Origin of the sequence: Streptomyces sp. CS113, from assembly GCF_002188365.1 — a bacterium.
Classification (GTDB): Bacteria; Actinomycetota; Actinomycetes; order Streptomycetales; family Streptomycetaceae; genus Streptomyces; species Streptomyces tendae.
Map to the genome: position 1 here is coordinate 841,476 of NZ_KZ195574.1, position 24,177 is coordinate 865,652.

At 68.9% G+C, this 24,177-nt stretch carries 16 protein-coding genes; 12 read left to right on the forward strand and 4 right to left on the reverse strand.

What is annotated here, in order from left to right; translation table 11 throughout:
• The first annotated feature begins 393 nt into the window (after positions 1–393).
• From B9W62_RS03575 to aepY, 4 genes are all read left to right on the forward strand, one after another.
• Complete coding sequence (locus B9W62_RS03575) at positions 394–7,044, forward strand: type I polyketide synthase (RefSeq protein ID WP_087805121.1); 6,651 nt, start codon at positions 394–396, stop codon at positions 7,042–7,044.
• Between the two features lie 26 nt (positions 7,045–7,070).
• Positions 7,071–8,111 (forward strand): ketoacyl-ACP synthase III family protein, encoded by a 1,041-nt coding sequence (locus B9W62_RS03580; RefSeq protein WP_087805123.1) that lies wholly within the window; start codon positions 7,071–7,073, stop codon positions 8,109–8,111.
• 84 nt (positions 8,112–8,195) lie between these two features.
• Entirely contained in the window at positions 8,196–8,891 is a 696-nt protein-coding gene (locus B9W62_RS03585) for a DedA family protein (protein WP_087805125.1), read from the forward strand.
• Entirely contained in the window at positions 8,888–9,991 is a 1,104-nt protein-coding gene (gene aepY, locus B9W62_RS03590; protein WP_087805127.1) for a phosphonopyruvate decarboxylase, read from the forward strand. Before B9W62_RS03585 ends, aepY begins: the two co-directional genes overlap by 4 nt.
• 75 nt (positions 9,992–10,066) lie before the next feature.
• Here aepY and B9W62_RS03595 read toward each other — a convergent pair whose 3' ends face one another.
• Together B9W62_RS03595 and B9W62_RS03600 are read right to left on the reverse strand one after the other, a co-directional pair.
• Positions 10,067–10,468, reverse strand: a complete 402-nt coding sequence (locus B9W62_RS03595) for an ArsR/SmtB family transcription factor (protein WP_179235327.1) — start codon at positions 10,466–10,468, stop codon at positions 10,067–10,069.
• 68 nt (positions 10,469–10,536) lie between these two features.
• Complete coding sequence (locus B9W62_RS03600) at positions 10,537–12,102, reverse strand: MFS transporter (RefSeq protein WP_087805131.1); 1,566 nt, start codon at positions 12,100–12,102, stop codon at positions 10,537–10,539.
• Positions 12,103–12,845: 743 nt separating this feature from the next.
• Here B9W62_RS03600 and B9W62_RS03605 point away from each other — a divergent pair.
• The 8 genes from B9W62_RS03605 (at position 12,846) to B9W62_RS03640 (ending at position 23,085) form a co-directional block, all read left to right on the forward strand.
• Positions 12,846–13,562 carry a CTP synthase gene (locus B9W62_RS03605; RefSeq protein WP_087805132.1) on the forward strand — a complete coding sequence of 239 codons (717 nt, stop codon included), beginning with the start codon at positions 12,846–12,848 and terminating at the stop codon, positions 13,560–13,562.
• A 110-nt stretch (positions 13,563–13,672) separates the two neighbouring features.
• Positions 13,673–16,195: a molybdopterin-containing oxidoreductase family protein gene (locus B9W62_RS03610; RefSeq protein ID WP_179235328.1), complete on the forward strand. Its 2,523-nt coding sequence runs from the start codon at positions 13,673–13,675 to the stop codon at positions 16,193–16,195.
• A gap of 55 nt (positions 16,196–16,250) precedes the next feature.
• Positions 16,251–17,573, forward strand: a complete 1,323-nt coding sequence (aroA, locus tag B9W62_RS03615) for a 3-phosphoshikimate 1-carboxyvinyltransferase (RefSeq protein ID WP_087805135.1) — start codon at positions 16,251–16,253, stop codon at positions 17,571–17,573.
• Positions 17,570–19,105, forward strand: coding sequence for a 2,3-bisphosphoglycerate-independent phosphoglycerate mutase (gpmI, locus tag B9W62_RS03620; RefSeq protein WP_087805137.1), 1,536 nt, complete (start codon positions 17,570–17,572; stop codon positions 19,103–19,105). Before aroA ends, gpmI begins: the two co-directional genes overlap by 4 nt.
• 62 nt (positions 19,106–19,167) lie before the next feature.
• A complete protein-coding gene (locus B9W62_RS03625; RefSeq protein WP_256976170.1) occupies positions 19,168–19,458 on the forward strand; it encodes a hypothetical protein in 291 nt (96 codons plus the stop codon).
• A 262-nt stretch (positions 19,459–19,720) separates the two neighbouring features.
• Positions 19,721–20,593, forward strand: a complete 873-nt coding sequence (locus B9W62_RS03630; protein ID WP_087805141.1) for a phosphate ABC transporter substrate-binding protein — start codon at positions 19,721–19,723, stop codon at positions 20,591–20,593.
• Positions 20,594–20,596: 3 nt separating this feature from the next.
• Positions 20,597–22,408 carry a phosphate ABC transporter permease subunit PstC gene (pstC, locus tag B9W62_RS03635; RefSeq protein ID WP_087805143.1) on the forward strand — a complete coding sequence of 604 codons (1,812 nt, stop codon included), beginning with the start codon at positions 20,597–20,599 and terminating at the stop codon, positions 22,406–22,408.
• Positions 22,396–23,085 carry an ATP-binding cassette domain-containing protein gene (locus tag B9W62_RS03640; protein ID WP_179235329.1) on the forward strand — a complete coding sequence of 230 codons (690 nt, stop codon included), beginning with the start codon at positions 22,396–22,398 and terminating at the stop codon, positions 23,083–23,085. The genes pstC and B9W62_RS03640 overlap by 13 nt, the downstream gene beginning before the upstream one ends.
• A 123-nt stretch (positions 23,086–23,208) precedes the next feature.
• Here the strand turns inward: B9W62_RS03640 and B9W62_RS03645 are convergent, their stop codons facing one another.
• Both B9W62_RS03645 and B9W62_RS03650 read right to left on the reverse strand, forming a co-directional pair.
• Complete coding sequence (locus tag B9W62_RS03645) at positions 23,209–23,550, reverse strand: ArsR/SmtB family transcription factor (protein WP_087805144.1); 342 nt, start codon at positions 23,548–23,550, stop codon at positions 23,209–23,211.
• A gap of 117 nt (positions 23,551–23,667) precedes the next feature.
• Positions 23,668–24,027 (reverse strand): ArsR/SmtB family transcription factor, encoded by a 360-nt coding sequence (locus B9W62_RS03650; protein WP_087805146.1) that lies wholly within the window; start codon positions 24,025–24,027, stop codon positions 23,668–23,670.
• Between the last annotated feature and the right edge of the window lie 150 nt (positions 24,028–24,177).

Genomic DNA, 24,177 nt, shown 5'->3' on the forward strand with positions numbered 1-24,177 from the left:
TTCGATGAATGTCAACCTCACGCCACAGCCTGCCACGGTGTGACGAGCGTCACCTCGCGCCGCGTTGCGCGGGCGACCCACGCCGGGTCAATCTCGATACATGTCGAAACAGCGGGGGTAGTGGCACCAGGACAACCGTCCAGTGCCACAGCGACATCGGGAAGCAGCGGCTGTGCCGATAGCCGCGCCCGGCCCGTGAACGGTCAAGTGCGCTCGCCCCGCACGTGACCGCTCAGCCGGCGGACCGGATCCTTCCCGCCTCACTCTCGTTCTGTCCTCGGTGCGATCGCCCGCCACCGGACCGGCCCAGCTGCCGGTCTGCCGCGCCCGCACCGCAGTTCCTTCCGTGCTGCTTCACCAGTGAACGGCTTCGTCATGCCCGGAAGGACATTCATGCCTCACGACTCCGCCCGCGCGGCTGGGACCGCCAGTGAACCGATCGCCATCATCGGCATGGCCGGACGGTTCGCCGACGCCACCAGCCTTGAACAACTCTGGGACATGCTGCTCCAGGGCCGCGACGCCATCACGGACATCCCGCCGGACCGCTACGACGTCGACGCCGTCTACGACCCCACGCCCCGCACGCCCGGGCGCACGGTGAGCCGGTGGGGCGGCTTGCTCCGCGACATCGACGCATTCGACGCGGAATTCTTCGGCATCTCCCCCCGGGAGGCCGACCGCATGGACCCCCAGCAGCGGCTCCTCCTGGAGGTCGCCTACGAAGCCCTCGAAGACGCGGGTCAGCCCCTGCCCCGCATCGCGGGCACCGACACGGGCGTCTTCATCGGCCAGCTGGGCGGTGACTACTGGCATCTGCAGTACGACGACCGCGATCAGCTCGACCTGTACGCCATGACCGGTGCGGCCGCCCGCGCCATCACCTCCGGCCGGCTGTCCTACGCATTCGACCTGCGGGGACCCAGCTTCACCGTCGACACCGCCTGCTCCTCCGCGCTCGTGGCCGTCCACAACGCCGTCCAGGCGATCCGGCTCGGCGAGTGCCCCCTGGCGATCGCCGGCGGGGTCAACCTCGTACTCCTGCCGGAAGAGGGCGTCGTCTACTCGGGCGCCGGCATGCTCGCCTCCGACGGCCGCTGCAAGTTCGCCGACGCCTCGGGCGACGGCTTCGTCCGCAGCGACGGCATCGGAGCCGTCATCCTCAAGCCGCTGTCGGCCGCCCTCGCCGACGGCGACCGCATCCGGGCGGTCATCCGCGGATCCGCCGTCGGCAACGACGGCCAGAGCAGTGGCTACCTGGTCACGCCCGCCGTCGAGGGCCAGCGTGACGTGCTGCGCCGCGCCTACGCCAACGCCGCCGTGGACCCGGCCGACATCGACTACATCGAGGCCCACGGCACCGGCACCAGCGTCGGCGACCCGGTCGAGCTACAGGCCCTGGCCGACATCGTCGGCACCCGGGCCTCGGACGATCGCTGCCTGGTCGGCTCAGTGAAGACCAACATCGGCCACGCCGAGGCAGCCGCCGGAATCGCCGGTCTCATCAAGGCCGTGCTGTGCCTGGAGAACAAGACGATCCCGCCCAACCTGCACCTGAAGAAACCCAACCCCGCCGTCGACTGGGCCCACCTGCCACTCGCCGTACCCACCCACGCCACCCCTCTGCCGCAGCGGGACCGCCCCGCCATCGCCGGGGTCTCCAGCTTCGGCTTCTCCGGAACCAACGCCCACCTCGTTCTCGAAGCCGCCCCCGAGCCGCGCACCACCGCCCGGGACACAGCGCCGGACACGCGCACCGAGCTGCTGGTGTTGTCCGCGCTCAGCCCCGAAGCCCTGTCCGAAGCAGCCCGCAGCATGGCCGACCACCTCGAAGGCCCCGGCGCGCGCCAGAACCTGCGGGACGTCGCCCACTCCGCGGCGCTGCGCCGTACCGCGCACGACGCCCGCCTCGCCCTTCCCGTCGAGAGCCATGCCGAGGCCGCCGCCGCGTTGCGGGGGTTCGCCGACGGCGACAACGAGCCCGGCCTGTCCTTCAGCGACTACACCGACTCCGAGGCGACGCCACGGGTCGCGTTCGTGTTCCCCGGACAGGGCTCGCAGTGGCCGGGCATGGGCCGCGAGCTCCTGGACACCGAGCCGGTCTTCCACCAGGCCATGCGGGACTGCGACGACGCCATCAGGACGGAGAACGGCTGGTCGGTCATCGAGCTGTTGCGCTCGGCGGACGAAGAGCGGCTCAAGGAACTCGACGTCATCCAGCCCACCCTCTGGGCCATGGAGATCGCCCTGGCCGAACTCTGGCGCTCCTGGGGCATCGAACCGGACGTGGTCATCGGCCACAGCATGGGTGAGTCCGCCGCCGCTTACATCGCCGGCGCTCTGTCGCTCCCTGACGCCGCCGCGGTGATCTGCCGCCGCAGCCGACTGGCCAAGCGCCTTTCCGGCCGCGGCACCATGGCCTGGGTCGCTCTTCCCGCCGACGAGGCAGCGGCAGCGCTGGTCGGTCACGAGGACACGGTGGCCGTAGCCGCCATCAACAGCCCCACCTCCACCCTCCTGTCCGGTGATGGTGAGGCTCTCGACCAGGTACTGGCCGGCCTCGACGCGCGCGGTGTCGACAACCGGCGGGTCAACGTGGACTTCGCGTCGCACTGCCCGCAGATGGACGCTCTTCAGGAGGATCTGCTCGCCGAGCTGTCCCACCTCACACCGCGCGCAGGCACCGTCCCCCTGCACTCCACCCTGCTCAACGAGGTCGTCGACGGCTCCGGCATGAACGCCGAGTACTGGGTGCGCAACATCCGCCAGCCGGTCGACTTCGTCGGCGCCGTACAGGGTCAGCTCGCCCTCGGCGACACCGTGTTCGTCGAAGTCAGTCCTCATCCGCTGCTCGTGTCGGGAATCCGCGAGACCAGCCGCATGGCGACCGGCGCCGACACCACCGCGGTCGGCAGCCTGCGCCGGCACTCGGACGAACGCGGCTCCCTGCTCACCTCCGCGGCCGCCCTGCACACAGCCGGTGCCCGTCTCGACCTCGGCAAGCTGACCGCCGACGGGAGCTACGTGGCCCTGCCCACGTATCCGTGGCAGCGCACTCGCCACTGGATCAGCCCCGCCCCGGCCCGTCCCGCGGCCGCCACCGCGGCGCCTGCCGAGCCTGCAACGGCTAGGGAGCACGCGACGCACCCACTGCTCGGCAACCCGTCACCCGCCGAGGGCGCGACCCGCATCTGGCAGGGTCCACTGCGGCTGGCTGACCACCCCTACCTGCGCGACCACTGCATCCAGGACACCATCATCGTGCCGGGGACCGCCCACCTGGAGCTCGTCACCGCTGCCGCACGCACCGAACTGGGACCCGGAGCGCTGTCGGTGAGCGAGGTTCAATACCACCGGGCCCTCTTCCTCGACGAGGACGGGCCCGCACCAGAGGTGCAGGTCACTGTCACTCCGCGCCCGGACGCCTCACTGCACTGCCGCATCCTCAGCCGGGAATCCGCCGACGACGACTGGGTGCTGCACACCGAAGCAACCGCTCGCGCGGTGGAGGGCGACACTCCCCGACCGGGCGAGTCTCTCCGGTCCATACGTGCCCGCCTGCCCCAGCACCAGGACGCCGGCCACTTCTACGCGTGGAACGCCGCCCGCGGCAACCAGTGGAACGGCACCTTCCAGGGCATCACCGAACTGTGGCGCGCCGACGGCGAGGTCCTCGCTCAGCTGTCCTGCCCGGCCGCGCTCGTCGACGGACTCGCCCACCACCACTTCCACCCGGCTCTCCTGGACGCGAGCGGACACGCCATGGCCGCCGCCCGTGAGCTGACTGCCCCCGGTGACGAAGGCGTCTTCGTCCTCGGCGGCATCGACGAGGTCCGCTTCTACCAGCAGCCGCCCGCCTCCTTGTTCAGCCACGCCAGGCTGCTGCCGTCCCCGCGCGAGGACTCGTTCACCGCCGACATCGACATCCGCGCCGACGACGGCCGTCTGATCGCCCAGATGCGCGGACTGCGCCTGCAATACCTGGCCGGCCACGCTCCCGCCCTGCTCAACCCCCGTCCCGAGGCTTCCGTGACGCCATCCCGCACCCCCGGCTCCCCGGCCGCCCCGGCCGGCGGCGACCACGACACCTGGCTGCACACACTCACCTGGGACGAAGCTCCCCTGCCCACCCCGGCCACGGGCACCACTGACCCCGACGGCTTCTGGTTGCTCTTGACCGACAGTGGGCCCACCGGGCGCGCCCTGGTGCGTGAACTGAACGGCCGCGGCCAGCGCGTCGTCGCCGTCACCGCCGGCGCGGGCCAGCTGGCCGGGGGCGGCGACCGCTACCGCATCGACCCCGCCAAGGAGGAGCACTACCGCGAGGTCCTGGCCGATGTCGCCCGCTACGGTGCCTGCCGCGGCATCATCCACCTGTGGGCCCTGGACGCCCAGACCGGCCTGGACGCCACACCCACCGAGATCCACCGGACCCAGGTGCTCGCCGCGCACAGCGTCCTCCACCTGACCAGGTCCCTGGAGAAGGAACCGCTCGGCCACCCCCCGCTGTGGCTGGTCACCCAACTCGCCCAGGCCACCGGGACCGGGGAGCGGGTACGCCACCCCTTCCAGGCCATGCCGTGGGGGCTGGGCCGCACGCTGGCTGCCGAGGCACCCGCGCTGAACCCTCGCCTGGTCGACCTCGACCGTTCCCCGGCCAGTGTCCCGGCCCTGGTGGAGCAACTGCTCCACCCCGACCAGGAGAATCAGGTCGCATGGCGCAACGGCCGGCGCCTGGCAGCCCGGCTGCGCCCCGCGGCGGCCGCCGCCCCTCCGCCGCAGGCGCTGTCACTGCCTGCACCCGGCGTCATCGACGACCTTCAGCTGACCGCGGCGCCCTGGCGCGGCCTCGCCGCGGACGAAGTCCGTATCCGGGTCAGCCACGCCGGGGTCAACTACCGCGACGTGCTCCTGAGCCTGGGCATGTATCCCGGGCAGGACGACAGGCCGCCGGTGATGGGCTGGGAGTGCGCCGGCACGGTCAGCGAGACCGGCTCGGGCGTGACCGACGTCGCGGTGGGCGACGAGGTCATCGCCTTCGCCGAAGGGGCCTTGGCCTCCGAGGTCGTCACCCGTGCCTGCCTCACGGCAGCCAAGCCGGCCAGGCTGACCGCGGCCGAGGCCGCGACACTGCCGGCCGCCTACCTCACCGCCTATCACGCCCTGCACGACATGGCCCGCCTCGAACGGGGCCAGAAGATACTCATCCACACCGCGACCGGCGGCACCGGCCGGGCCGCACTGAACGTCGCCCGCTGGAAGGGGGCCCGCGTCTTCGCCACCGCCGGCAGTGACGCAAAGCGGCAGCTGCTGACCGAGCTCGGTGTCGAGCAGGTCGCCGACTCCCGAAGCCTTGCCTTCGCCGACGCCTTCAAGCCGGCGGTCGCAGAGGGCTTCGACGTCATCTGCAACACCCTGGCCGGGGACGCCATCGAGGCGAACCTGTCCCTGATGGCCCCGTACGGGCACTACCTGGAACTCAGCAAACGCGACATCCTCGACAACAACGCGTTGCCGCTGGGTGCCTTCGCCCGCAACCTTTCCTTCCACGCCATCGACGTCGTGCACATGATCCAGCACGCGCCTGAACGCGCTGGCCGTGTGCTGCGGGCCGCTGCCGCCCTGGTCGACGAGGGCGCGCTGGAGGCACTGCCGCACACGGTGTACCCGGTCGAGAAGGCCGCCGACGCCTTCCGGTTGATCGCCCAGGCCCGGCACACCGGCAAGATCGTGCTGTCCTTCGGCCAGTCATCCGTCACGGCCGGCGGCCCACGCGGCCGCTCGGTCACCGTTCACGCCGACGGTACCTACCTGGTCACCGGAGGTGCGGGCGGCATCGGCGGACAGCTGGCTCTGTGGCTGGCCGACCAGGGTGCCCGCCACCTGCTGCTCACCGGCCGCAGTGCGCTGCCCGAGCCAGACGCGGTAGTAAGCGAGACTCATCCGCAGGCCGCCGCCGTCGCCGTGCTCCGGCAGTTGCGCGAGCGCGGGGTGAACGTGGCGTACAAGGCTGTGGACGTCGCCGACGCCCAGGCCATGCGGGCGATGCTGGAGTCGCGACGCCGCGCGGGGATGCCGCCTGTGCGTGGGGTGTTCCACGCGGCCGGAGTCATCGACTACACCCTGCTCAGTGACATGAGCGGCGCCGAGATGGATCGCGTCCTGGCGGCGAAGGTCTCTGGGGCGTGGAATCTGCACCGGCTGCTGCGCGAGGAGTCGGTCGAGGCGTTCGTCCTGTTCTCGTCCGGCTCCGCACTCCTCAGCTCCCCCATGCTGGGCGGGTACGCGGCCGGGAACGCGTTCCTCGATGCGCTGGCGCACCACCGGTATGCCCAGGGCCTCTCCGGCACCGTCGTCAACTGGGGGTTCTGGGACAGCGTCGGGATGGTGGCGCGCAAGGAGCAGGAGGAAGAGCGCACGCTGCTGCCGCACGGCATGACCTCGTTCAGCCCGGACGACGGTCTGTCGGTGCTGGGCAGGATCCTGGCCGAAGGCAGGCTCCACACGGCGGTGTTGCCGGCGGACTGGCAGGCCTGGGCCCGCGCCTACCCGAGCGCCGCTGCTGCCCCTCTGGTGCAGCACCTCACCTACAGCGATCAGTCGGCGCATCCGACTCCCGCTCCTGAGGAGCAGAACACCGAACACCGCCCGTCGTCCCAGGCCGTCGATCCCGACATGTCACGTGTCGCATCCGCGCCAGCCGCGGCTCCGGCCGCCTCTGCGGCGGTCGCCGAGCCCCCGGCTACTCCCCGGATCGCACCGCAGGCCACTGCTCCTGCACAGGCAGCGCCCAGCACCGAATTGCTCGACTTCCTGAAGCAGGAGGTCGCCGTGGTGATGGGACTGCGGCCCGAACGCGTCAACATCAACCGGCCGCTCAACCGGCTCGGCATGGACTCCCTCATGGCCGTCGAACTCCGCAACCGCGTCGAACGCCGCTACCAGGTCAAACTCCCCATGGTGCAACTCCTCAAGGACGGCACCGTCACCACCGTCGCCCAAGCCCTGGCCACCGAACTGAACTCCGCAGACGCCTCGGCCTGACCGAGCGAGGGACGAGGACCGACTTCATGAAGACCACTGACATTCGCATCGCCGGGCTCGGCACGTACATCCCTGAGATCGTCGATGCCCGGAAGGCCGTCGCGCTGGGTCTGTACGACGCCGACGACTACGAGTTCTACGGATGGACCGGCGCCGCCGTCGCCGACGACATGCCCGCTCCGGACATGGCGGTCGCCGCTGCCCGGCAGGCCATGGAACGCTCCGCGCTGCACCCGCACGACATCGACTTCCACATTCACGCCTGCGGGCACGAACAGGGCCCTGAAGGCTGGTCGCCGCAGCACTACATCCTGCGTCACCTGACCGACCGCGACGTGCCCTCCTTCCGTGTCTGGCAGGCGTGCAGCGGACTGATCGGCTCACTGGAGCTGGCCGCCTGCTACCTCAAGGCCGTACCCGAACGCGGGGCCGCTCTGCTCACCGGCGCCGACAACGTCGGCACCCCCAACTTCAACCGGTGGGCCTTCGGCATCCAGAACGGGGTGCTCGGTGACGGGGGCAGTGCGATCCTGCTGTCGAAGTCCGAGGGCTTCGCGAGCCTGCTGTCCATCAACACCGGTTCCACGGCGGAGGTCGAGGAGCAGTACCGCGGTACGGAACCGCTCTTCCCTCCGTCGCTGACGGTGGGCCGCGGCATGGACTTCAAGGAGCGCCTGGCCGCCGCCGGCGGGCTGGAGGAGACCGTCGCCGAGGTGGTGCGCCGCCAGGGTGAGCTGCGCACGGAGATCGCCCTGCGCACCCTGGCCGAAGCCGGCCTGGAACCGGGCGACGTCACCAGGGTCTGCCATGTGTTCACCGGCCAGGAGAGCTACCTGAAGGTCATCCTCGACCCCATGGGCCTCTCCCCCGACCAGGGCCTGCTCGACTTCGGCCGCAACCTGGGCCACATGACGGTCAACGACCAGATCGTCGGCCTGACTCACCTGGTGGAAACCGGGCAGGTCGGCCCGGGCGACCACATACTGATCGTCGCCCATGGCGGCGGGGTGTCCATCACCTGCGCCGTCGTACGCATCGACCAGCGGCCCGACTGGGCCGCCCGCTGATCAACCCCGCCCGCCTGCCGGTCCCGCGACGGGGCCGGCAGGCGGCATGTCCGCTCATTGGCACCACCGTCCTGGGGGGCACGCGTGCAAAATCTCGCCTCATCACCCTTGCTCGACGCCGAGGCCCTGATCTCCGGCTTCGGCCTGCTGGGCATCATGGCCACCGTCTTCGCCGAATCCGGCCTGATCGTCTGCTTCTTCCTGCCCGGCGATTCGCTGCTGTTCACGGCGGGGCTGCTCGTGGCCAACGACCAGTTCCTCCACCAGCCCCTGTGGCTGGTCATGCTCGCCATCGCCGCAGCCGCCGTCCTGGGCGACCAGTTCGGCTACGCCTTCGGCCGCAGGGTAGGCGGGGCTCTCTTCCGCCGTCCCAACTCCCGGTTCTTCAAGCAGGAAAACGCCGAGCGGGCCCAGCAGTTCATGCTCAAGCACGGTCCCAAAGCCCTGGTGATGGCCCGCTTCATACCGGTCTTCCGCACCTTCATCCCCATCACCGCCGGCATCGGACGCATGACGTACCGCACGTTCTTCCTGTTCAACGTGCTCGGTGCTGTTCTGTGGTCGGTCAGCCTGACTCTCGTCGGCTACTACCTGGGCCAAGTCGCCTTCGTCCGCGACAACATCGAAGGCATCGTCATCGGCATCGTGCTCATCTCCGGCATTCCCATCATCATCGAGGGCATCAAAATGCGACGTCGCGCCCGCAGCGCGCCCGCAGCGGGCCAGGAGCTGCCCGTCACGCCGTCCACCACCCCCGAAACGGAGCTGCCCCGTCCATGATCACGGCACAAGAATTCTGCGACCTCCTGGCCGACCGCGGCTTCACCCTCGCCAGCGGCGTTCCCTGCTCCCACTTCGGTGGACCGATCGCGCACCTGAGCACCGAGCCCGGTCGCTACGTACCCGCCCCGAACGAGGGCAGCGCGCTCGCCGTGGCCGCCGGAGCCGCCCTGGGCGGGCAGCGCGCCTACGTGATGCTGCAGAACTCCGGTCTGGGCAACCTCGTCAATCCGCTCACTTCGCTGGTGATGACCTACCAGCTGCCGATCCTGACCTTCACCAGCCTGCGGGGCTGGCCCGACCCCGCAACGGACGAACCCCAGCACGCCGTGATGGGACCGGCGACTCCCGGGCTTCTCGACAGCGTCGACACCCCGCACCACACCTTGTACGCACAGGACGGGGTCGAGGAGTTCACCGCGGTCCTGGAGAAGGCAGAGAAAGACCTCGCCGAGCAGCGGGCGCCGTTCGTGCTGGTCGAACGCGGCGCCATCGGCAAGGCTGCGGCGGCCAACTCCCCCCACGCCGAAGGACTGCCCGCCGCGGAAGCCATCCGCCTCGTCACCTCTGCCGCTCCGCAGGCGGCCGTCGTCGCCACCACCGGATTCACCGGCCGCGACACCTTCGCCGTGGCCGACACGCCCAGCACCTTCTACATGCAGGGCTCCATGGGCCACGCCTCCTCCATCGGCCTCGGCGTGGCGCTGACCCAACCAGAACGGACCGTGGTGGTCCTGGACGGGGACGGAGCCCTCCTGATGCACCTGGGCGCCCTGTCGATGATCGGCAGCGAGGCGCCAGCCAACCTGATCCACGTCGTGCTCGACAACCGGGTGCACGAGTCGACGGGCGGACAGGCGACAACCTCGGCGACGACCTCGTTTGCCGAGATGGCGAAGGCCGCCGGATACGCCGGCGCGGTCGTCTGCGACCGGGAGGAGGACGTGCGGTCCGCGATGCTGCGGGCCCAGGCCGCTCCCGGCCCGCACCTGATCTGTATCAAGACGCTGCCTCGCACGGGCGCGATCCCGCCCCGCGCGACCAATGCCCTCAGCATGCTCGACATCCGGGACCGCTTCCAGAACGATCTGCGGCAGTAGCAGGGGGCGGCACGCCGCAGGGGGCCGTGTTCCACGCAGACGCGTGGAACACGGCCCCCTGCGGCGACTGGCGGCTCAGGCGCCCTGCACCGCGGCCGGCTGTCCGGCCCCCGTCTGGAGGCAAGCCGCAACCGTGTCAGGATCCATGGCGGCAAGGCTGGCGAACATGCGCAGCGGCTCGGCCAGCGTCTGACAGCACATCACGTACTGATTGCTGCGGCCCTTGGGAATCGCCTCTACGAGGTTCTGCTCACGCAGCGGGGCCAGGTGATGGCTGACCAGCGTCTGGCTCAAACCGGTGGCCTCCTGAAGTTCCTTGACGGTGCGGGGACGCTGCGCGATGAGCAGGATCAGCGTCAGTCGCGTCTCGTCCGCCAAGGCCCGCAGTTTCGGCGCCAGCATCTGTGCCCGCTCGCGTTCGCCGAGCCACTGGTCAGGATCGCTGACCGCCACCCTGAGCTTCGATGGCCGGGCCATCGCCACCTCCCTCTCACCCGCTGGCCGGGCTGCGGAGTCGATCCTACGCACTGTCCGCTCCCCGGTCTTCAGGACGTGGCGGCGGCGTCGGCGCTGTCACTGCGGGCGGCGGCCTCGGACTCGGCTGTGCCGTCCTCTTCGGCGACTCGGGCTCGAGGCAGAATGAACGCGGCGGCCAGGGCACCGACCGCCGCGACGCCCACGGCGATCAGCAGCGTGCCGGTGAACCCGCCCACGAAGGACTGCTGCGCCGCGTCCAGCACGCGTCGGCCCGCGTCGCCGCCGAGCTGCTGGGCCACCGCGGAAGCGCCCGCCAGGGACTCGTGCACCGCCTCTCCTGCCTCACCGGGCAGCTGAGCCGCCTGCGGCAGGTCGTCACGGTACAGCGTGGTGATCACACTGCCGCTGATCGCGATGCCCAGCGCGCCGCCCACCTGCATGCCGACATCGGCGACGGCCGACCCGGCGCCCGCCTGACGGGCGGCGGAGACCACCAGGATGGCATCCACGGCGGCGGGCAGCGCGATACCCATGCCCAGGCCGAACACGGCTAGGCCGATCAGTGCCTGCGTCTCGTCGTCGACGCTGAGCCCGGCCAGAACACCGAGTCCCGCAGCACACAGCAGCAGGCCGACCACCACTGTCGTCTTCAACCCCGTGCGCTCCACCAGCTTCGCGGACAGCGGCGCGCCGACCATCATCGTGCCGATGGCGAGCATGCGCAGGCCCGCGCCCAGGGGGTCGAGTTCGAGCACCGACTGCAGATACTGGGTGAGCAGGTACAGGCCGCTGTAGAGGCCGAAGGAGGTGCAGGCGATGGCCAGAGCGCCCCCGCCGTAGCGAGCGTTCAGGAACAGGCCGACGTCGAGCATCGGATGGGCCGTCTTCCGCTCCCACAGAACAAAGGCGACCATCAGCACCACGCCGACGAACAGAGAGCCGAGGGTGATGATGTCGCCCCAGCCGTTGTGCGGGGCTTCGACCAGGCCGTAGACGATCGCCACCAGCCCCGCCACCGAGAGCAGGGCGCCGACGAGGTCCAGTCCGGGGTGACCTTCGGCCTTGGACTCGGGGATGAGCTTGGCTCCACCGATCAGGGCGATGGCCGCGAGGGGGACGTTGATGAGGAACATCGATCCCCACCAGAAGTGTTCGAGCAGCAGACCACTGACGAGCGGGCCCAGCGGCACGCCGACCGCGGCTGCGCCCGACCAGATGCCGATCGCCTTGCCCTGCTCCTCGCGCGGGAAGACATCCTTGATGATGGCAAGGGTGGCGGGCATCATCAGCGCCGCCGAGATGCCCATGAGGGCCCGGAAAGTGATCAGCATCTCGGCGTTGGAGGCGAACGCGGCGCCCAGGCTGGTCAGGGCGAAGGCCCCCAGACCGACGGAGAGAAGCCTCTTCCGGCCGAACCGGTCCGACAAGCCGCCGGCCATGAGCAGCAGCCCGCCGAACGCCAGGGCGTAGGAGTCCACCATCCACTGCAGTTGGCTGCTCGTGGCATCCAGGTCCTTCTGGATGCTGGGCAGCGCCAGGTTCAGGATCAGGGTGTCCAGGCCGATCAACACGAGACTCAGGCACAGGATGTTCAGGATCTGCCATCGGCGCGGATGGCCGGCGGAGCTGTTCACTTGCTTCTCCTCAAACGCAACAGGTTGGAGTCCCGGGGAGCGGCTGTGGCCGGCCGTCGCACGGGGGAATGACGAGCAGGCCGGCCATCAGCCAAGCCCAAACTAAACAGCATTCATCGCTATCAACAGTCATCACTGTTAATAACGGCCTGGTTTGTGCGCCGGATCCGGCCAACTCATACGGCCTCCCGCGATCCGTCACGCGGGTTCCGTTCACCGCACTGGCGTGCACGGCAGTACTCACGGTGACGGATCGCCGTCGAGCGGGACTCCCCCACCCCTCCGATCCACAGGCACCGGCGTACCACCGACACGGCTGGTCAGAGCACCTCCTTGCCGCCCCTGGACAGCCGGCGCAGCGGCAGTGCCGTCGAACGACAGAGATGGCGTGATCGTTTCCAGGCCGACCCGGAAACCCTCGAATACTTTGACCGCCATCGATAAATTGAGCGAGAAGCAGCACGGGGGGCCTGCGAAGGGCTCCCACACGGGGCATACCAGGGGGCTGGCAGACATGCGTACATCCGGTAGGCAACACCTCGCAGCCCAGCCGTCCACACGGCGGTAGTTCCCCACCTTCCTTCCTCACGGGACCCGTGCGTGGCGGCACGGTCCTGACATCACCTCAGGCACGACCACACCCGCGCAGCAGAACGCACGGCACGCGTTCTGCCGCGCCCCTTGGGCTGGAACCGTCACTGGCGAGACGGATTCGCCCTCCTGAACCGTTGAAGGGGAAAACGATGTCAGTCTCTGCACAGCCACGCCTTGCCCTGGTGGGAGACCGCGGCAATCACGACGAGCCGTCCCACCCCAGGATCGACGCGATGCGTGAGCAGTGGGATCTGACCACCGAGTGGATACCGACCACCGACATACACGACGCCTCGGTTGTCGATGGCTTCGACGGCATATGGGTCGTGCCGGGAGCCCCTTACTTCAACCAGAAGGGCGTGCACGTCGCCGTGCGCCACGCCCGTGAGAACGGCCTGCCCTTCCTGGGCACCTGCGGCGGATTCTTCAGCGCCCTGATCGAACACGCCCAGAACGTGCTCCACCTCCCGGAGGCGGCCGGCGTCGACGAGGACCCCGAGAAGCTGATGCCTCTCGTCACCCCGCTGAAGTGCTCCTTCCGCGGAGAGAAGGCTCCGTTGACGGTCATGGAGAACTCCCGGCTCGCGGGCATCTACGGCACGACCGAGGTCGAGGAGATCTTCCACTGCGACTACGGGCTGACCGACGCGTTCATGAACGCGGCCAACCAGGGCTCACTGAGGCTGAGCGCCTGGGACAGCGACGGTGCACCCCGGGCCCTGGAGATCACCGGGCACCCCTTCTTCCTGGGCAGCCTCTTCCAGCCCGAGCTCTCGTCGGCTCCGGGCAGCGAACACAAGATCCTCAAGGCGTTCCTGGCCGCCGTACGGGCGAAGGCCGACGCCCTGCCGACGCCCACACCCTGATCACCACGGCACGTCCGCATCGGACAAGGCCGTGCGGCGTACCCGCACGGCCCGGGCACCGCCATGCCCGCCTCGTACCCCACACCAGGCGGAAGGATCCCCACGTCTTCATGAAGCGCGATCAGCACGGCCTGTCCCGGCGCGGCTTCGTCCGCGGGACCGTCGTCGGCGGTGCAGGCCTTGGAACGCCCGTCCTGCTTCCAGTGGTCTCTGCACAAGCGGCCGATGCCTCGGGCTCCCCGGGAGAACCTTCCGGTACGGGCAGCCGGTCCGGCGCGGATTTCACCGACCGGTCCGCCGCCTTGACCCCTGACAGGACAGTCGCCACCGCCTGCCAGTTCTGCAATTCCAACTGCCGGCTCAACGTCGATCTCAAAGCAGGCCGCGTACTGGCCGTGCGAGGCGAGGACGGTGACCCGGTCCAGCAGGGGCAGGTGTGTGTCAAAGCCGAGCTGATGCCGCAGCTCGTCTACAACACCGAGCGGCTGACCCGTCCACTTCGCCGCGTCTCCGGTGCGAAGGGCTCCCCGCACTCCAAGTTCGAGGAGGTGAGCTGGGAGGAGGCACTGAACACCATCGCCAGGAAGTTCCTGGCGCTGCGGGACGCCGGCCAGGCCCACACCATCGCCAACCGCACCACCGGCCGGATGCCCCGAGGCACCGGATCTCTCGTGGCCCGCATGTTCGCCATGCTGGGCAGCCCCAACAACACGGACGTCGGCCCGGTCTGCAACGACGCCGGCGGCAACGCCCTTGCGACGACCTTCGGGCTCGGCAACTTCACCAACGGGTACGGGACCGACGGCGCGACCGGCAAGGACGACCTCGGCTCGGCGCGCCACTACCTGTTCCTGGGCACCAACCAGGCCGAGACCCACCCGGTCACCTTCGACTACCTCCTGCGCGGCCGCAAGGAGAACAACGCGACCCTGACAGTCGTGGACCCGCGCCTGACGCCCACCGGAGCCGCGGCCGACCGCTGGGTGGCGCCGAAGCCGCACACAGACCTCGCGCTCCTGCTCGCCATGCTCCACCACATCGTGCAGGAGAAGCTGTACGACAAGACGTTCGTCAAACGATGGGTAGCAGGTTTTGACGAGCTGCGCGAGCATCTCGCGAAGCACCGATTCACGCCCGAGTGGGCGGCAAAGGTAACCGGAGTCAAGGCCGACGTCATCACCAAGATGGCGGTGGAGTACGCGACGGCGAAACCGGCGGCGATCTTCTGCAATGCGGGTATCTCCCACCAGCTCGGGGCCTTCGACACCTACCGGGTGGCCACGTTCCTGGCTGCGGTGACGGGCAACATCGGGCAGCCGGGCGGCGGCTGCAACTTCATGCACAACACGTGGCCCGGCGACCTGCACCTGCCGCCCCTGGACGCCGACGTACCCGAGCGGCGCGAGGCGCTGCCAGTCGGCCCGGACTACTTCGCCGAGTCCATCCTCACGGACAACCCCTACCGACTGCGCGCGGTGGTGACCCAGGGCAATCCGCTGGTGTCCTCAGCCAACACGACCAAGGTCAAGAAGGCCTTCGAACAACTCGACTTCTACGTCTACACCGGCCTGTTCATGGAAGAGGCCGCGTACTACGCCGACATCATCCTGCCGGTCTGCAGTGGTTTGGAGATGGAAGGCGTCTACATGCGCCGCGACGACCGGGCCATTCGCTGGCAGGACCAGGCCGTCGAGCGGGTGGGCGAGTCCCGGCCGGACTGGGAGATCTGGGTCGGGCTCGCGCACGCGCTGGCCGAACTCGACAGCCGTCGGCCGGCCGCCGAGTGGCGTACGGCGTTTCCCGAGCGGTGGATGAACTACCGGGAACTGTGGGACGACTTCGTCACCCACACCCCCGGCGTGGGCGGAATGACCCGCGCAAGGATGCGACAGCGCACCGAGCCGCTGCGCTGGCCGTGCCCCACCGAGGACCACCCCGGCGTGAGCACCCTCTACCTGGACCACCCCAGCTGGTACCAGGCGGCCGAGTCACTCGACCCGGCCAACCGCGGCAAACGCTTCCTCACCCCCAGCGGCAAAGTCGAGATCTCGACACCGGCCCTGGAGAAGAAACTGACCGTCACCGGGCACAGCGCCCTGCCGATCTTCTACACACACCCCGAGGTCACCGGCAAGAACCCCACCCTGTCCTACAGCCGCAAGTTCGTCACCAACCCCATCAATCCCCAGGCAGTCACCCATCCCGTACGCCTGGGCGTCCCCGGAAGCGACGCGGTGCACCGTGACTTCCCGCTCATGGGCATGACGGGGAGGCCCAGCGTCGTCCACTTCGCCGAGGTGACCCACTGGACACCCACCGGCAAGCAGCTCAACGGCATCCGCTTCATCCAGATCCACCCCGACACGGCACGCCGTTCCGGCATCGCCGACGGCGACAAGGTGACCGTCGAGAGCCCTCGCGGATCGGTCACCGGTACCGCACTCCTCTGGGAGGGGATCAGAGCGGACACCGTGTTCGTCCCCAACACCTTCGGGCCGGCCCAAAAGCAGGGTGACCTCTTCGACGACCCCCGCTACGAGGCGGCCAACACCCTGCCCGACGACCGCTTCTACGACAACCTGTCCGGCCAGCAGGCCTTCAAGTGCTTCGCGTGCCGGGTCGTCAAAGCCTGAACTCATCACCGAGCACAGACATCACCTCACCCGTCCCCACCGCAGGAGGTAACGCATGTCCGCAACGCCCGACCCACGGCTCAAGGCCGAGACCCTCACGATCCGGACCCTCACCGCTTTCGACGAGACCGTCCGCGTCCTGGGCTCCAAGAGCTACACCAACCGATACCTCGCCATCGCCTCGCTGTCCGGGCAGGAAACGGTCATCGACAACGCCCTGTTGTCCGACGACACCGTCTACTTCTCCCGCGCCATCGAAACCTTCGGCCACGTCACCTGCGACATCGACCACGCCACCGCCCGCATACGCGTCACCCCCACGGGCAAGCCAATGCGCGCCCCGAGCGAGGACATCTTCGTCGGCGGCGCGGGCACGCCCCTACGGTTCCTGATCTCCATGGCCGGTCACGCTGAAGGCACGACGATCATCACCGGCAACTCTCGCATGCAGGAGCGCCCCATGGGCGACCTGCTCAAGGCATTGCCGGCACTCGGTGTGGACGCCACCGCGGTACGCGGCAACGGCAGCCCGCCCATCCGCGTCGTCGGCGGCTCCTTCAAGGGCGGCTCCACCTCCATCAGCGGAGCCGTGTCCAGCCAGTTCACCTCCAGCCTGATCATCAACGCGCTGCGCGCCCAGACCGACACCGAGATCACCATCAGCGACGACCTGGTCTCCAAGCCCTACGTGGAGATGACGCTCGCCGCACTGGCGGAGATGGGCGTGAGCGTCGACCGGGACGGCTACCGGCGCTTCACCGTCCCGTCCGGTCAGCAGGCCCGCGGCGGGCAGGTCACCGTCGAGCCGGACGCCTCCGGCATGTCCTACTTCCTGGCGGCCGCCGCCGTCCTCCAGTCGCGTGTCGTCATCCCGGGCATCGGCGCCGGCTCCCACCAGGGAGACGTCCACCTCGTCCAGGCCCTGGAGCGGATGGGCTGTCGCACCGAGGTCGGCGACGACTCCATCACGGTCACCGGCGGTCCCCTGCGCGGCATCGACATCGACATGGAGGCCATGCCCGACGTCGTGCCCTCCCTGGCCATCGCCGCCGCGTACGCCGAGGGCACCACCCGGATCACCAACATCGCCTCCCTGCGCGTCAAGGAGTGCGACCGCATCGCCGCCGTCACCACCGAGCTGCGCAAGATGGGCATCGACGTCGAGGAACACGCCGACGCGATGTACATCACCGGCGGTACACCGCACGGCGCGGTCATCGACACCTACGACGACCACCGCATCGCCATGACCTTCGCCATCGCCGGTCTGCGCACCGAGGGCGTGGTCATCAAGGACCCGGGATGCGTCGCCAAGTCCTTCCCTGCCTTCTGGCAGACCCTCGACACCCTGCACCCGGACCTGGAGAGCACCAAGTGAGTACACCCGACCCGGTGCTCGCCGGCCCGGGAATTCTCCTGATCCTCGACGGCTGGGGCTCCGCCGACGCAGCCGACGACAACGCCCTGAGCCTCGCCCGCACCCCGATGCTGGCCGACCTCTTGGCCCAGCATCCGAGCACGCTGGCCGAGGCTTCCGGCGAAGCGGTCGGGCTGCTCCCCGGAACGGTCGGCAACTCCGAGATCGGCCACATGGTCATCGGAGCCGGAAGGCCTCTTCCCTACGACAGCCTCCTGGTCCAGCAGGCCATCGACAGCGGCGCCCTGCGCAGCCATCCGCGGCTGGACGCCCTGCTGAACGAAATCGCCGACACCGCAGGCGCGCTGCATCTGATCGGTCTGTGTTCGGACGGGCAGATCCACGCCCACGTCGAGCACCTGAGCGAGCTGCTGGCCGCCGCGGCCGCGCACCAGGTGGAGCGCGTCTTCATCCATGCGATCACTGACGGCCGGGATGTCGCCGACCACACGGGCGAGACGTATCTGACGCGGGTGGCCGAGTTGGCCGCCGCGGCCGGGACCGGGCAGATCGCCACAGTCGTCGGCCGCGGCTACGCGATGGACAAGGCCGGTGATCTCGACCTGACCGAGCACGCGGTCGCCCTGGTCGCGGACGGGCGCGGCTCCCCGGCTGGCAGTGCCCGCTCGGCGGTCCACTCGAGCGAACGCGGCGACGAATGGGTCCCCGCCTCCGTGCTCACGAAGGCGGGTGACGCGAGGGTCGCCGACGGCGACGCGGTGCTGTGGTTCAACTTCCGCAGCGACCGCATCCAGCAGTTCGCCGACAGGCTCCATGAGCACCTCGCAGCCACCGGCCGCACGGTGAACATGGTGAGCCTGGCCCAGTACGACACCCGCACCGCGATTCCCGCACTCGTGGAGCGTGCGGACGCCTCCGGCGGTCTGGCCGATGAGCTCCAGGAAGCCGGGTTGCGCAGTGTCCGCATCGCGGAGACCGAGAAGTTCGAGCACGTCACGTACTACATCAACGGCCGGGACGCGACCGTCCGCGACGGCGAGGAGCATGTGCTGATCACGGGTGAGGGCAAGGCCGACTACGTCGCCCGTCCTCACATGAACCTCGACCGCGTCACGAAGGCGGTGGTCGAAGCAGCCGGCCGCATCGATGTCGACCTCGTCATCGCCAATCTGGCCAACATCGACGTGGTCGGGCACACGGGCAATCTCGCCGCCACCGTCGCGGCCTGCGAGGCGACCGACGCCGCCGTGGACCGGATTCTGCAGGCGGCCCGGAACAGCGGCCGGTGGGTAGTGGCCGTGGGAGACCACGGCAATGCAGAGCGCATGACCAAGCAGGCTCCGGACCGAAGCGTGCGGCCCTACGGCGGCCACACGACTAACCCGGTCCCGCTGGTGATCGTCCCCAACCAGACCCACACGCCGGCACCCACGCTGCCGGCCACGGCCACGTTGGCCGACGTGGCCCCCACCGTCCTGCACCTGCTAGGACACAAACCCGGACCCGCCATGACAGGAAGGCCCCTGCTGTGAGTCCACTCACCCCCACACCCGGCCACGCCCTGTGGCATCGAACTCCCGCTCTGTCCGACTGCATGACGCTGCCTCACATCGCTGCCGCCTTCGCCGAGGACGCTCTCGTCCGCGAGTTGGAGGCCGACGGCGTCGAGGCAGTACTGCACGAGCCCGCCGACCGCTCGCGAGCGGTGCTGGGCCTGCACAACCCGTCCGCGACGGAGAGCCGCGTCAATCTCCGCACCCTGCTGCCCGAGCACACCGACTGCAACTGGCACTTCCTCAGCGGCTCCATGCACACCAGCGACGCAGCCGACGGTCTGCACCTCCACCTGGCCGCGTCCGACACCGTCTGGCTCACCACCACATAGCGAGGGCCGCGCCACCAGATCCCCCCGCAGCCTGCGCGAGCGGCCTCCCACGGGAGATTCCTCGCGTTCTCTTTCAGGGCACCGCCAACCCCGAAGGATCTGACATGCACGCCTGCACACACTCAGCGTTCGTCTACGCCCCACCTACCAGCCCAGTCCTTCCTCGTCTGTCACACCGGTGACCGTCAAGAGGGCGTCGCATCGCGCCCCGTCCCCCTACACCCCAGGTACCACGGTCACGCGCAAAGGAAGGGCCTCAGAAATGTTCAGCAAAAAGCGCCGCCTCGCATGCCTCGTAACTTCGGCACTGGCGGTCGTATCCCTGGCCGGTTGCGCCGACGGCGGAGCCGGAAAGAGTGGCGCCCTGCAGGTCAGCGGATCCACCACGGTGGCTCCGGTCGCCGCCGACGCGGCCGAAGCACTCAAGGCCGACGGACTCGACATCACCGTCGCCACCCAGGGCGGCTCAGCCGGCGGCATCTCGCAGCTCGCCTCCGGGCAGATCACCGTCGCCCTGAGCTCGAAGCCCCTGTCCGACGAGGACAAGGCCGCCAACCCCAACACCGACTTCGTCTCCACACAGATCGGCGCCGACGCCGTCGGCATCATCGTCACCAAGCAGGTCGCCGACGCCGGAGTCAAGAACCTCACCGCCGACCAGGTGCGTGACCTGTTCGAGGGCAAGATCAAGAACTGGTCCGAAGTCGGCGGCCCGGATCTCGACGTCTTCGTCTACGACAAGGAACCGGGGCGAGGCACGCGAGAGGTCCTCGACAAGTACATCTACGGGGACGAGAAGGCCCCGCCGCCGCCGGAGTCCGGCAACTTCGCCATCGTCGGCGGCAACCTGGAGACCCGCAACAAGCTGGAGTCCACGCCTGGGGCCGTGGCACCGCTGTCCACCAGCTTCGTCGAAGGACGCGACCGCCTGGCCGCGGTCACGCTGGACGGCATAGAGGCATCCCCCGAGAACATCGCCACGGGCAAGTACCCCATGTCCCGTCCCCTCTACTTGATCACCAACGGCAAGCCGGAGGGAACCGCCAAGAAGTTCATCGACTACGTACTCTCCGCCAAGGGTCAGGCCTTGATGACCAAGCACGACTACCTGACCCTCAAGGAAATCGGGAAGTAGTCGATGACCACCAAGACCCTGACACGGCCTCCCGACGCACCCGACATCGGCAGCCGCCCCCGCCCCTCCACATGGATCTGGAGTTGGCTGTACGGCGGGGCCTTCGCCGTGGCGGCCCTGCTCCTGACCGTCATCGGATACCTCGGCGCGGGACTGGCCAGCGGGCGCGTCGACTGGCTTGAACTGCTGACCGAAAAGGCATGGGCCCCGACGAGCTCCGTGTACGGCGGCCTGGCAATGATCTACGGAACCGCCGTGGTGTCCGCCCTCGCGCTGGTCATCGCCGTGCCGATCAGCTGGGCCGCGGCCGTCGCACTGTCGGAGTACCTCCCGCCCCGCCTGTCCCGGCCGCTGCGCATGTGCGTGGAGTTGCTCGCAGCCGTACCGTCCATCGTCTACGGCCTCATCGGCATCATGGTCGTCCGCCCGGTCATCGCGCAGATCGGCGACGTACCGGGTGGCGACAGTCTCGCCGCCGCCGGCATCGTCCTCGCCGTCATGATCACTCCGACGATCGTGGCGGTCAGTGTCGACGCACTCGCCGCTGTGCCGGACCGCGTCCGCGAGTCCGCGTACTCCCTCGGCCTGACCCGCCGGGAAGTGGTCCGCTCGGCAGTCCTGCCACTGGCCCGATCCGGCATGCGAGCGGCCGTACTGCTCGGACTGGCCCGAGCGCTGGGCGAAGCCATCGCCGTCTTCCTGGTCGTCGGCCGGGCAGACGGACGACTGCCCACCAGCTTCGGGGGGTTCCTCGACTCACTGACCCACCCCGGCCAGACACTGACGACGAAACTCGCCGGACCGGAACCCGTCCTCGCCGGGACCTCTGGCCCCTACTTCGCCGCGCTCTGCGCACTGGGCCTCATCCTCCTGGCGCTGGTGGCCGCCGCAACCATCTGGGGCACACGAAGCCGCACCAGCAAGAACACGGCGGACCGCACTCCGCGCTTCCGGGGGACACCGCGGATGCGGTTGCAGCGGGACCGGCTGGTCATGACGCTCCGGATGGGCGCCCTGCTCCTGCCCAGTGCACTCCTCCTCGGCATGCTCGCTCTACTGGTGACACGCGGGAGTTCGGCCTTCAACCCGTCCTTCTGGTTCTCCTCAGCGACGGGCGCTGCGGGAGGCGGAGTCCGCGACCAAATCGTCGGTACCGTGCTCCTTGTCACCGCCACCGGCATCCTGGCCCTGCCCCTCGGATTCGGGGCGGGAATCCTGATCGGTGTCCACGCATCCCAGCGCACGGCGCGAGTGCTGCAGACCTTCACGGTCGTCCTCGGAGGGGCTCCGACCATCCTGCTGGGCCTGGCCGGATTCGTGATCCTCTCCACCACCATGGGCTGGGGCCGGTCGTGGCTGGCCGGCGCGATCGTACTCGTCCCCGTCGTGGTGCCGGTGATAGCCCTGACGACCTCCGCCCGCGTCAGAAGCATCCCTCCAGAGCTCAAGGAAAGCGCCATGTCCCTCGGCCTGACGCGCGCACAGTTCGTCCGCTCCGTCGTCGTTCCGTACACCTGGCCCGCAACGATCACCGGACTGCTGCTCGGACTGGCCCGCGCGGCCGGCGAGACCGCCCCGCTGATCTTTACCGCGACGGTCTTCTTCGGCGCACCCGCCCTACCGAGCGGCATCGTGGAAGCACCGGTGCAGGCACTACCGACCCACATCTTCACGCTCTCCCAGGACTCGGGCGACCCACAGGCCGTCACCCAGGCATGGGGAAGCGCCATGGTGCTGGTCGTCATCACAGCCGTACTTCTCAGCGCGGCGGTGGCGCTGCGCAACCGGTCCGAGGGGGAACGATGGACAACGTGATCACCGTGCGCCAGCTCCGCGTACGCAGCAAGGACAAAACTCTGGTCGGCCCTGTCTCCTTCAGTCTCCAGCACGGGTCGACCACGGGCCTGTGCGGACCGTCCGGGGTCGGCAAATCCACGGTTCTGCGCGCCCTGGTGGAACTGCTCCCGAACGGGCTGACCCGCGACGGGGAACTCCAGGTGCTGGACCGCACGATCGCACCTGGCAAGGGAGACGCCGACCTGAGGGCGAAGATCGTCCTTGTTCCTCAGACGCCTGTCGTCTTCGGGGGCAGCATCCTCGACAACGCCCTGTTCGGGCTCCGTCATCTTCTCCGGGCCTCTCAGGAAGTCCTGCGCGAGCGCGCGGAGAAGGCGCTGGAGGAAGCCGGACTGTGGAAGGAGGTCGCCGACCGGCTCGACTCACCCGCGCAGAACCTGTCCGCGGGGCAGCGCCAACGACTCTGCCTTGCCCGGGCCCTTGCTCTGGAGCCGGCCGCACTGCTGCTCGACGAGCCCACCAGCGCACTCGACGAACGCAGCAGGGACAAGGTCGAACAGTCCATTGCGGCGCTGCGCGGAAGCCGTGCCGTCCTCCTGGTCTCCCACGACCCGGCGCAGGTGGAGCGCCTGTGCGATACGACCGTCCACCTGGACCAACCCGCGACGGCATCGACGGCTGCCGCCGTGGCCTGATCGTCAGTATGGGAGTGAAGGTCCGACCGCCGCCCCCACATGTCCTCGACTCGAGCCTCGTGTCGTACCGTCAGCACCTGACCGCAACGGTAGGGGCGGAGCGTCGGTCCCGACCGACGATGCCTACGCACCGACCTGGCTGCGCTGATGCAGGATCTGCATCAGCGCAGCGCGCACACCGGCACCCAGCTTGTAGTAGACGAGGCGACCCTCACGTCTGCTCTCGATCAGACCTATGCAGCGCAGTCGTTTCAAGTGATGGCTGACCGTGGCAGCGGACACGCCGACGTCCGCCAGTTCATGTACCGCGGCTTCACCTCCTGACCGCTCCGCGAGCTTCATCAGCAACTGCAGACGAACGGGGTCTCCCAGGGTCTTGAAGACATTGGACCACCAGACCATGTCGGCCGCGCTCAGCTCCAGACACGTCCCGTCACAAGCGGAGCCCGCCCCCTTCTGACACATGACATCTCCCTCCCAGCGTCCCTTCTGGGATCCGTTACCGGTGGGCATGTCCTGGCACCCAGGGGACCGCAGCATACGGTCCGAGCGTGCACCTGCGGACGGGCGGAGCCCACCGGTTCAGGTGGTCTGCGACAGCAGTCCCGCCATGGCCGACAGAACGCCGGGCGCAACCCGGTAATACACCCAGCTGGCGCGACGCTCCGACTCGAGAAGTCCGGCCTCTCGCAGCTTGCGCAGGTGGTGGCTGACCGTGGGCTGAGAGACTCCGACATCCTGAATGTCACAGACACAGGCCTCTCCACCCGGCCGAGCGGCGATCTTCGAGAACAGCCGCAGCCGGACGGGATCGGACAGCGCCTTGAACATCACGGCGATCTTTTCCGAGTCCGCAGCGGACAGCTCTTCCCTGCCCAGCGGCTGGCAGCACCAGGACGCGGTGGCGTTCACGTTGGTGGAGTCCAGAGCCAGATTCGACATACCTCTATGTTGACAGGCATCTAATCATTTGCCAAGCGGCAAGCGGAACCCCTCTGCGCCCGAACGGGCACAGCTTAGATGAACTTCTATGTTGACGAACGTCGATCTCGGATGCATCCTGGCGGCATCGACAAACATCGAAGCCGAGGA